At 70.6% G+C, this 9,181-nt stretch carries 11 protein-coding genes; 8 read left to right on the top strand and 3 right to left on the bottom strand.

The features are described 5' to 3' along the window. Nucleotides 1–6: 6 nt before the first annotated feature. The 6 genes from EQG76_RS21180 to EQG76_RS21155 all read left to right on the top strand — a co-directional run bounded on the left by EQG76_RS21180 (nt 7) and on the right by EQG76_RS21155 (nt 4,700). Nucleotides 7–735 carry a class I SAM-dependent methyltransferase gene (locus tag EQG76_RS21180; protein WP_159716316.1) on the top strand — a complete coding sequence of 243 codons (729 nt, stop codon included), beginning with the start codon at nt 7–9 and terminating at the stop codon, nt 733–735. Nucleotides 736–837: 102 nt separating this feature from the next. After that, on the top strand, nt 838–1,626 hold the full coding sequence (locus tag EQG76_RS21175; protein ID WP_159716314.1) for an SDR family NAD(P)-dependent oxidoreductase: 789 nt from the start codon (nt 838–840) through the stop codon (nt 1,624–1,626). A gap of 104 nt (nt 1,627–1,730) precedes the next feature. Beyond that, a complete protein-coding gene (locus EQG76_RS21170) occupies nt 1,731–2,243 on the top strand; it encodes a sigma-70 family RNA polymerase sigma factor (protein ID WP_159716313.1) in 513 nt (170 codons plus the stop codon). Next, nucleotides 2,240–2,983, top strand: a complete 744-nt coding sequence (locus EQG76_RS21165; RefSeq protein WP_159716312.1) for an anti-sigma factor family protein — start codon at nt 2,240–2,242, stop codon at nt 2,981–2,983. The genes EQG76_RS21170 and EQG76_RS21165 overlap by 4 nt, the downstream gene beginning before the upstream one ends. Nucleotides 2,984–3,075: 92 nt before the next feature. After that, the gene (locus EQG76_RS21160; protein ID WP_235031487.1) at nt 3,076–4,182 is read left to right on the top strand and encodes a catalase family peroxidase; all 1,107 of its coding nucleotides are present in this window, start codon (nt 3,076–3,078) and stop codon (nt 4,180–4,182) included. Then, the gene (locus EQG76_RS21155) at nt 4,179–4,700 is read left to right on the top strand and encodes a cytochrome b (protein WP_159716311.1); all 522 of its coding nucleotides are present in this window, start codon (nt 4,179–4,181) and stop codon (nt 4,698–4,700) included. Before EQG76_RS21160 ends, EQG76_RS21155 begins: the two co-directional genes overlap by 4 nt. Before the next feature lie 62 nt (nt 4,701–4,762). Here EQG76_RS21155 and EQG76_RS21150 read toward each other — a convergent pair whose 3' ends face one another. After that, nucleotides 4,763–6,169 carry an amidase gene (locus tag EQG76_RS21150; protein ID WP_159716310.1) on the bottom strand — a complete coding sequence of 469 codons (1,407 nt, stop codon included), beginning with the start codon at nt 6,167–6,169 and terminating at the stop codon, nt 4,763–4,765. 200 nt (nt 6,170–6,369) lie between these two features. Here EQG76_RS21150 and EQG76_RS31780 point away from each other — a divergent pair, with 200 nt between their 5' ends. Continuing rightward, nucleotides 6,370–6,585, top strand: coding sequence for a DUF1127 domain-containing protein (locus EQG76_RS31780; protein ID WP_200840996.1), 216 nt, complete (start codon nt 6,370–6,372; stop codon nt 6,583–6,585). Between the two features lie 3 nt (nt 6,586–6,588). On the opposite strand, the gene EQG76_RS21140 is transcribed toward EQG76_RS31780, so the two are convergent. Both EQG76_RS21140 and EQG76_RS21135 read right to left on the bottom strand, forming a co-directional pair. Beyond that, entirely contained in the window at nt 6,589–7,548 is a 960-nt protein-coding gene (locus tag EQG76_RS21140) for a hypothetical protein (protein WP_159716309.1), read from the bottom strand. Nucleotides 7,549–7,963: 415 nt separating this feature from the next. Then, entirely contained in the window at nt 7,964–8,365 is a 402-nt protein-coding gene (locus tag EQG76_RS21135; protein WP_159716308.1) for a helix-turn-helix domain-containing protein, read from the bottom strand. A 168-nt stretch (nt 8,366–8,533) separates the two neighbouring features. Here EQG76_RS21135 and EQG76_RS21130 point away from each other — a divergent pair, with 168 nt between their 5' ends. Then, nucleotides 8,534–8,809 (top strand): BolA family protein, encoded by a 276-nt coding sequence (locus tag EQG76_RS21130; RefSeq protein ID WP_159716307.1) that lies wholly within the window; start codon nt 8,534–8,536, stop codon nt 8,807–8,809. Nucleotides 8,810–9,181 lie beyond the last annotated feature (372 nt).

Here is a 9,181-nt window from a genome sequence, read left to right as displayed (position 1 = left end):
GTGCCGATGGCGCAGAACATCTACGACCGCCCGGACTTCTTCGCGGCCTACCGCCGGCTGCCGCGCTCGGTGCGTGGCCTGGCGGGCGCGCCGGAATGGCCGGCCCTGCGGGCGATGCTGCCGGACCTGACCGGGCGGCGGGTGGTCGATCTCGGCTGCGGGTTCGGCCGGTTCGCCCGCTTCGCCCGGGCAGGCGGTGCCGCCGCGGTGCTGGGGATCGACCTGTCGCGCAACATGCTGGCGGGCGCAGAGGCGTTGACCAACGATCCGGCGATCATCTACCGGCACATGGACCTCGAGCGCCTGGACCTGCCCGAGGCGGCCTTCGACCTCGCCTTCAGCTCGCTGGCATTGCACTACATCGTCGATCTCGACCGGCTGGCTGCGACCGTGTGCCGCGCGCTGGTACCGGGTGCTGACCTCGTGCTCAGCATCGAGCACCCGATCTACATGGCCTCCCTGCGGCCGGGCTGGCTCGCGCACCCCGACGGGCAGCGGACTTGGCCGGTCGATCACTATGGCGTGGAGGGCGAGCGCCGCACCGACTGGCTGGCCCAGGGCGTGGTCAAGCAGCACCGGATGCTCGGCACGACCCTGAACACGCTCATCCGGGCGGGCTTCACCATCCGCCAGGTCGAGGAATGGCGGCCCTCGCCGGAGCAACTCCGCGTGCAGCCGGAACTCCTGGAGGAGCAGGACCGGCCGATGCTGCTGCTGGTCGCGGCGCGCCGCTGATCCGCCGGCATCGTGCACCCTCGACAGGTTTCTTCTTCGGCGTCATCACCCGGGGCGGAGGCCCGCCCGGCAAGGATGCGGGCCCAGGTCAGGGAGAGCGCAATGCCTTATCAGCTGGACGGCAAGAGCATCGTCATCACCGGCGGTGCCCGTGGGATCGGGGCGGAGATCGCCAAGGCGCTGGCCGCGGAGGGTGCCAGGGTCGTGGTGGCCGATCTCAGCGCCGATTCCACCAGGTCCGTGGTCGAGGCGATCAAGGCGGATGGCGGGACGGCGATCGGCGTGGGCGCGGACGTGCGCGACCGCGCCCAAGTCCAGGCGATGATCCAGGCAGCGGTGACGGAGTTCGGCCGGCTAGACGCTATCTTCAACAATGCCGGGATCGCGCAGGTCCAGCCCTTCCTCAAGATCACCGAGGACGACTGGCACAACGTCATGGACGTGAACGGGCTGGGCGTGCTCATCGGCATGCAGGAGGCGATCAAGGTCTTCCTGGCCCAGGGCGGCGGCGGCAAGGTGATCAACACCGCTTCCATCGCCGGCAAGCAGGGCTACGAACCGCTCGCCCATTACTGCGCCAGCAAATGGGCGGTGGTGGCGCTGACCCAGGCGGCGGCCCGTGCGTTCGGCAAGGACAAGATCAACGTGAACGCGATCTGCCCGGGCGTGGTCGGCACCGAGATGTGGAAGGTGATCGACCGCGGCTACCAGGCCCACGGGCTGAGCCAGGGCGAGGACACCTCCTTCCACGACAACGCGGCCCGGGCCGTGCTCGGCCGGCCGTCGGTGGCGACCGACCTGGTGGGGGTCGCCAAGTTCCTGGCCTCGCCGGATTCGGACTTCATGACCGGCCAGTCGCTGATGGTCGACGGCGGCATGGTGTTCGTCTGAGGGACCGGCCGATATTTTCTGTGTGGATTGGTGAATAATTCCGCAGGCCGATCGTCCAACCTCCGAACGCACCTGCAACGGGGAACGCGGCCGGATGGCGGACGATGCCGGACATCGATGATGCGGAGCTGCGCCAGCTCCTGCCGCGGCTGCGCCGGTTCGCGCTCTCGCTGACGCGCGATCCGGCCAGTGCCGACGATCTGGTCCAGGCGAGCCTGGAGCGGGCCCTGTCGCGCTGGGACACCAGGCGCACGGAGGGGGACATCCGGGCCTGGCTGTTCGCGATCCTCTACCGGCAGTTCAGCGATGGGAAGCGGCGCTCGCGGCGGTTCCTCCGGCTGCTGGGCTGGCTCGCCGGGGAGCCGGAGCCGGCAGCGGCCTCGACCGAGGACCTGGTCCTGGCCAAGGCCGCACTCGGCGCGCTGGGTGAACTGCCGGACGAGCAGCGAGCCTTGCTCGTCCTGATCGTGGTCGAGGGCGCCTCCTATCGCGAGGCGGCCCAGATCCTGGGCGTGCCGGTCGGTACTGTCATGTCCCGCCTGAGCCGCGCCCGGCAGCTTCTGCGCAGCATGGTCGATGGCGAGGCCGGGCGGCCCCGGCTGCGGGTGGTCCGATGAACGAGACCCATGTGAGCGAGACGGACCTGCATGGCTTCGTCGACGGGCAACTCGGCCCGGCGGCGCGGCGGCAGGTCGAGGCCTATCTGGCGGCTCGACCCGATCAGGCCGCCCTGGTGGCCGGCTGGCAGCGCGATGCCGAGCGCCTCCGGGCCTCCATGGCCAATGCGGAGCTGCTGCCGGCAAATCCCGCGCTCGATCCGCTGCGGCTGCGCCAGGAGCTGCGTCGCCGCCGGCGGCGACGGGCGACACTGGCGGCGACCCTGGCGCTGGGGATCTGCCTGGGTGCCGGTGGCGGCTGGCAGCTCCGCGCCACCGTGCCGGGCAGCGGCGTCCTGCCGATGGCCGACGCCATCCAGGCGCACCGGCTTTTCGCCGACGCGGAAAGCGGGCCGCCGCCCGGCCTGCCGGCCGACACGATCCAGCCCTGGCTGGCCGCCCAGTTCGGCCATGGCGGCGGGCTGCCGGACCTGGAGGAGCTGGGGCTCCGCCCGGTCGAGGGCCAGGCCCTGGTCACCAATGACGGTGCGGCGGCACTGGTGCTCTACGCGGATGCGCGCGGCAACGAGGTGAGCTTCTACATCCGGCCGCGGCCCGGGCGCACGATCGAGGGTGCCCGGACCGAAGGCGGCCTGCTGGCGCAGTACTGGACGCACGGTGCGTACAGCTATGCGGTGGTGACCCGGGCCGACGACCCGCGCGCGGCCAGGCTTTCGCAGCTGCTTGCACCTCGCACCTAGACCGGCCGAGGGCGGGTGCGGTGCGTGCCGCCGCGTCCGCCGGGCTGCTGGCCTGAACAATCCCGCAGCTTCGGGCTGCGAAGGAGGTAGGCTTGTCCCATCATCTGCCGCACGAGGCCCAGGACGGGCCGGGCCCGGTCCGGGGGCCGGCCGTGATCGTGCGCCTTGCCGCCATCGGTGCGGTCGTGCTGACCGCGGCTGCCGGCTTCGCCTATACGGGCGGCTGGCTGACCCCTGGCCGCCTCTCGCCGGAGCGGGTGGTCGATGCCCTGGAGGCGAACAACGGCCAGCATCCGGGCTTTCGCCGCAACCACGCCAAGGGCATCTGCATCGCCGGCACGTTCACGGGCAACGGCGCCGGCCCGACCCTGTCTAAGGCGAGCGTGTTCGCGGGCGCCGAGGTGCCGGTGATTGGCCGGCTGGCCCTGGCCGCAGGGCGGCCGGCCGTGCCGGACGAAACGAGCCCGGTCTGGAGCATGGCGCTGCGCTTTCTCCCGGCGGACGGCGACGAGTGGCGCACCGGTATGAACAACATCCCGGTGTTTCCCGTGCGCAATGTCGAGGAGTTCGCGGGCTTTCTGGCGGCCACGCGGCCCGACCCCGCCACCGGCAAGCCGGATCCGGCCGCGGTGCAGGCCTTCCTGACGGCCCATCCTGCCACGGCAGCAGCGCTGCAGACGATCAAGGCTGCGCCGCCGGCGGCAAGCTTCGCCACCGCCACTTACAGCGGGCTCAACACGTTCCGCTTCGTGAACGCTGAAGGCGAGGAAGCAGCGGTGCGCTGGTCGATGGTGCCGGAGCAGACCGAGACGGAGCGGCCGGCACCATCAGGCCCGAACTATCTGTTCGACGAGCTGATCGAGGCCGTGGGCCAGGGGCAGCTGCGCTGGCACCTGGTCGTGACGCTCGCAGGCCCAGGCGACGTCACGGCCGATCCCACCGTCGCCTGGCCACCCGACCGGCAGCGGGTGGAGGTCGGCACGCTGACGGTCGCTTCGGTCGAGGGCGAGGATACCGGCAGCTGCCGTGACGTGACCTTCGACCCGCTGGTCCTGCCGGCGGGAATCGAGCCCGCCGACGATCCGTTCCCTGCGGCACGCTCGGCGGCCTATGCCGAAGGGCTGCGCCGGCGGGATGGCGAGGCGAAGCGGCCGAGTGCCGTCCAGGTCTCCGCGGTGCGGGCGGGAGAAAGCGGATGAACGCGCGCTTCACGGGCATGGCCCGCCTGCTCCACTGGCTGATGGCGGTCCTGATCCTCACCATGCTGTTCATCGGGGTGGGCATGGTCTCGACCGTCTCGGCCCGCTACCAGCTGCTGGTCGGCATCCACCGGCCGCTCGGCATCGCGATCCTGGTGCTGGCATTCATCCGGCTGGCCTGGCGGCTCGGCCACCCGCCGCCGCCCCTGCCCGCCGACCTGCCGGCCGTGCAGCAGGCGCTGGCGAAGCTGTCGCACTACCTGCTCTATTTCCTGATGTTCGCCCTGCCGCTGGTGGGCTGGGGCATGCTCTCGGCGCAGGACTACCCAGTCCAGCTCTGGCCGGGCGTCCATCTGCCGCCGATCCTGCCGGCCAGCCCGATGCTCTACGCGGTGCTGCGCTCGGCCCACGGCCTGCTGGCCTATCTGTTCTTCGCCACGATCCTGGCCCATCTCGCCGCGGCCCTGATGCATGGGCTCGTCCGGCGCGACCGCGTGTTCGCCAGCATGGCGCCGTGACGGGAGAGTGGTTCCGCCCCCACCCGGCGCGGGCCGGGATGGGGTGCGGAACGGCTCTGGCGTCAGACCGGCGGATGCTTGGTGTGCCAGTCGGTCGCCTGCTGGAAGGCGTGGCCGGCGCAGAGCAGCACGTCCTCGGACAGATGCGGTCCGACCAGCTGGAAGGCCATCGGGATGCCCTGGTCGGAGAAGCCGCAGGGCAGGGTGATGGTCGGGCTGCCGCTCATGTCGAAGGGGGCGGTGTATTTCAGCAGCGTGGTCAGCTCCCTGGGGTCGCTGAGCGCCAGGCGCTCCAGGCTGGGCCCGGCCAGGAACAGGCCCGGCACCAGGACCAGGTCGACCTGGCGGAAGACCCGGACGAGCCGGCCCTTGAACTTGTCGCGCTCCACCGAGATCTCTGCGATCCGCTGCGGGCTGACCCCGAGGCCGATCTCGATCAGGCCGGTGAGTGCCGGGCCGTACTCGTTCCTGCGGTTGGGAAAGGTCTCGGCATGGACGAGCGCCGTCTCGTAGCCGCAGAACTCGACCCAGCTCTCCAGGACCGCATTGCTGTCGGGGAAGTCGATGTCGACGAGGGTGGCGCCGATCGAGCGCAGGACTTCGGCTGTGGCATCGGTGAGCTCGGCGACCTTGTCCTCGACCCCGGTCGTGTTGAAGCGCCGGTCGATGCCGATGCGCAGCCCGCGGGCGCCGAACACGCCGGCCGCCTGGACCTTGCCCAGATAGTCCGGCACCGGGGCCAGCAGCGTGGTGGGATCGTTGTCGTCCTCGCCGGCGATCGCCTGGAGCATCGCGGCGGCATCGGCGGCGCAGCGGGTCATGGGGCCCAGATGGTCCAGCGACTGCGACAAGATGAAGGCGCCGTAGCGGCTGACCCGGCCCCAGGTGGGCTTCAGGCCAGTCAAGTTGTTCATCAGGGAAGGAAAGCGGATCGAGCCACCCGTGTCCGAGCCGATGGCGCCGTAGCAAAGCCCGGCCGCGGTCGCCACGCCCGAGCCTGAGGACGAGGCGCCGGCCCAGTAGGCACTGCCCCAGGGGTTGCGCGGTGCGGTCACCGAGGGGTGGTGCTCGGAGTAGGCGCCCTCGGTCATCTGGAGCTTGCCCATCGTCACCGCCCCTGCGGTGGCGAGCCTGGCCGTGACCGTACCGTCCTCGTCGGGCACGTACTCGGCGTGGATCGCCATGCCGCCCGAGGTGCGGATGCCCTTGGTGAAGCACAGGTCCTTCAACCCGATCGGCACGCCGTGGAGCGGGCCGCGATAGCGGCCGGACATGATCTCGGCCTCGGCCCGGCCGGCCTGCTCCATCGCCAGCTCAGGCGTGACGACCGTGAAAGCGTGCAGCTTCGGCTCGAGCGCCTCGATGCGGTCCAGGACCACCCGGGTCACCTCGCGCGGCGAGACCTGCCTGGTGCGGATCAGCTCCGCCACGTCGACGAGGTTGGCATAGACGAGCTCCGTTGGCTCCATGACGGCGTGTCCTTCCTGATATCGAGGGGACGGCTCCTGCAGAGCGGATCCACCTGCCGGGCCCGTTTCCGGTGGCCTGGCGGCACTGTCCAGGAAGTTCCACAGAAATCCACTCCTCTCCACCCAGATCCCGTTCCGCCACCCCCCGGGGAGGATAGGATCATGACTTGCCGGCGCGGCAGAGGTCCAGGAGAAGCGCGATGGCACTGCAACTGATGCGGGCGAGCACGGCAGCGGAAAGCGGAGGCGGCGCGCGGCGTGCCCTCGCCGGTCTCTGGCGCGTTGGCTGGTGCTGCTTCGACCGGGTGGTCCAGCGTCGGGCCCTGGCCGGTCTCACCGACCAGGAGTTGCTCGACATCGGCGTGTCCCGGCAGGATGCGCGCCTGGAGGCGGCCAAGCCGTTCTGGCGGGCCTGAGCTTCAGGATCCGGGGGCGTGGCCGTTGCGCGTGATCCAGGCCTGGTCGAGCAACTCGACGACCGCCCGGAAGTCGGCTGCCATGATCTGGTCGATGCCCGGCCGCAGCGAGCCGGTCAGGAAGCGGACGATGCGTCGGTCGGCCTCGTCCGGATCGTCGAGGATCAGGCCCAGCCCCGCGAGATCACGGGCGACCGAGGCTTCGGCGGGCAGATAGGCCTCGCGCATGGCGACGCCAGGGCCGGCGGCGGGCAAGCGGACCATCAGGATCCGGGTCACGGACGGGACCCGCTCCGGCCCGAGAATGGTGGTGCCGCACATCAGCCCGCCCAGCACGCTGACCGGCGGGGACGGGCCGAACAGGACATGGACGAGCTGGGCACCGCCTTGCGGATCGCGCAGGTCCAGCTGGAGCGCATGGGCCGTCAGGGTGAGCGAGCCCTCGGTCTGGAGCTGGCCGTGCGGCAGCGACTCGGCATAAGCGGCGCGCGGCTGGGTGTTCGATGCCGGCAGGGTGATGCTGAGGCAGCCACGGATGAGCCGCCCGGCGAAGTAGGGCGACCAGGCGTGGGAGTAGCAGGCATACTGGCCCACCAGCTCCTGCACGCCTTCCGGGCGCTCGCGCTGCCCGGTGCCGCGAAAGGCCTCGGCCCGGCGCAGCATGACCGAACGCTCGGGACCGCCCTGAGGGCAGACCGCGTCGAGAAAATCCTCGACGCTGCACTCGGCGATCCAGGAGCCCGGCCGTCCCAGGCCCAGGAGGCTGGACCAGTCCTCGTAGAGCGCCATCTCGCGCGGCTTCGAGCGGCCCTGCAGCCATTTGTGCGCCCGCTCGAGATCGAACGACGTCGCCGGGTTCGCCCGGCGGAACGCCAGGGCCAGGTCCTTGCGGGTGATGGCGCCCAGCGCCGCGGCGGTCAGCGACAGCTTGACGTCAATGGCATGGCCGACGGTTTTCGCCATATCCTGCCAGGATCAGGGTGGTGACCAGCCGAGTAATCAGCCGCTGCCTTACAATATCCCGAACCTGCCTGCCACTGGCTGCTGAGACATGGCCGTGCAGGCGCCGGCAGGGTGCACCCGCGGGCAGGGCGTTGCTGGCGCTGTTGCTGGCTCTACTGCGGCCAGCGGGCGTGCCGGGTGCAGAGTGGGTTCGACGGCACGCCGGTGCCCAGGCCGAAGCCGTGCGTGCTGCCGGGGCTCGTCTCGATCGAGAAGGACGGGCCATCGGACGATGTCCGCCTGGTCTGGCGACACGCTGGTCACCATGGTCGCCGCGAAGGGCCAGCCGCGTCATGGAGAGAATCAGCCTGGCCCGGCCCTGCTCCGGCTGCGCGCGCTGATCCCTAGGCACCGGCACCAGGACCGATGGCGCCGCTCACTCCTCGGCGCTGGCGAGCGCCCGGGCGAGGCTGCAGATCGCTTCCTGATGGCGGCGGCTCGGCACAGCGATGAAGTTGCGGGCGAGTTCCAGGAGCATGCGCTGCTGGGGCGGCGGGCTGGCCCCCGTGCTGTGGGTCATGCCCTCGAAGAAGAAGCCAACCTCCACCCCTAGCGCCTGGGCGATCTGGAAGAGCCGGCCGGCAGCGATCCGGTTGACCCCCTTCTCGTACTTGTGGGCCTGCTGGTAGGTCACGCCGATGATGTCGGCCATCTGCTGCTGGGTCAGGCCCAGCATGGTGCGGCGCGCCCGGATGCGGTTGCCCACGAACTTGTCGATGTCCTGGGCACGGGAGCGCCCGGCCCCCGCTGCTCTCTGCCGCTCCAGCTTGACGCTCATCCTGCTCGTCTCCGTCATGGCCCAGGCCCGGCAACCACCCGTCGCGGTTGCGTCTGCAAGCAACCATAAGGCGTAAGGGTTAACGATCCGTTCACGCTGAGACCCGTCCCTGCACTTGCCATCCGGATGCTGCGGCGGCAGATGCTGGCGCAGCCTGGAGGGTTCGGGATGAGCATGAGCGAGCGGATCAGGCTGGCGCTGGCGCCGCTGGAACCGGAGGTCGTCGAGGTGGCGGACCGTTCTGCCGGCCATCGCGGTCATGCCGGCTGGCGGGAAGGCGGCGAGACCCATTTCGAGGTGCTGGTGGTGTCGCCGCGGTTCCGGGGCCAGAGCCGGATCGCGCGCCACCGGCTGGTGCACGAGCTGGTGGCCGACCTGATGGCGGAGCGGGTCCATGCGCTGGCACTGCGCACCCTCACGCCCGAGGAAGCCGCAGGCCGCTGAGCGCGTGGCAGCCGGCCTGGAAGGCAGGCCGGCGCGGCCTCGCGCCGCCGAGCCTGATGCGCTGCTGCCACAGCTGCTGTGACGCACTTACCCGATTGCTTCACCCTTAAGGAGACCTTACGGGAAGGTTCGGCCGCAAGAGCTTGAATTGACTGCATTGTGGGGCAGTTGCCTGCGGCCCTTCCCTCAGCCTTGTCTCGTCCGGGGGGACCCTTGCTCGATACCGCGCCGCGCGCGAAGCTGACGCGCCGCTCCTGGCTTGGCGTCTGTCTCGCCGCTCCGATCGCCGTCGCCGCCGCCAGCCTGCCCACCCCTGCACTCGCCCGCAGCAAGGCCAGAGGCATCGAGCGGGTCCTGTCGTTCTATCACCAG

Origin of the sequence: Geminicoccus flavidas (assembly GCF_009806515.1) — a bacterium.
Lineage (GTDB): Bacteria > Pseudomonadota > Alphaproteobacteria > Geminicoccales > Geminicoccaceae > Geminicoccus > Geminicoccus flavidus.
The sequence above is the reverse complement of the archived record's forward strand: the minus strand, read 5'-3'. Positions and strand labels throughout refer to the sequence as shown.

What these genes read in the sequence shown, in the direction of transcription:
- EQG76_RS21155 (WP_159716311.1), top strand. Translation starts at nt 4,179, where the DNA reads ATGAACGCGCGCTTCACGGGCATGGCCCGCCTGCTCCACTGGCTGATG.
- EQG76_RS31780 (WP_200840996.1), top strand. Translation starts at nt 6,370, where the DNA reads ATGGCACTGCAACTGATGCGGGCGAGCACGGCAGCGGAAAGCGGAGGC.
- EQG76_RS21150 (WP_159716310.1), bottom strand. Translation starts at nt 6,169, where the DNA reads ATGGAGCCAACGGAGCTCGTCTATGCCAACCTCGTCGACGTGGCGGAG.
- EQG76_RS21165 (WP_159716312.1), top strand. Translation starts at nt 2,240, where the DNA reads ATGAACGAGACCCATGTGAGCGAGACGGACCTGCATGGCTTCGTCGAC.
- EQG76_RS21140 (WP_159716309.1), bottom strand. Translation starts at nt 7,548, where the DNA reads ATGGCGAAAACCGTCGGCCATGCCATTGACGTCAAGCTGTCGCTGACC.
- EQG76_RS21135 (WP_159716308.1), bottom strand. Translation starts at nt 8,365, where the DNA reads ATGAGCGTCAAGCTGGAGCGGCAGAGAGCAGCGGGGGCCGGGCGCTCC.
- EQG76_RS21175 (WP_159716314.1), top strand. Translation starts at nt 838, where the DNA reads ATGCCTTATCAGCTGGACGGCAAGAGCATCGTCATCACCGGCGGTGCC.
- EQG76_RS21180 (WP_159716316.1), top strand. Translation starts at nt 7, where the DNA reads ATGGCGCAGAACATCTACGACCGCCCGGACTTCTTCGCGGCCTACCGC.
- EQG76_RS21170 (WP_159716313.1), top strand. Translation starts at nt 1,731, where the DNA reads ATGCCGGACATCGATGATGCGGAGCTGCGCCAGCTCCTGCCGCGGCTG.
- EQG76_RS21130 (WP_159716307.1), top strand. Translation starts at nt 8,534, where the DNA reads ATGAGCATGAGCGAGCGGATCAGGCTGGCGCTGGCGCCGCTGGAACCG.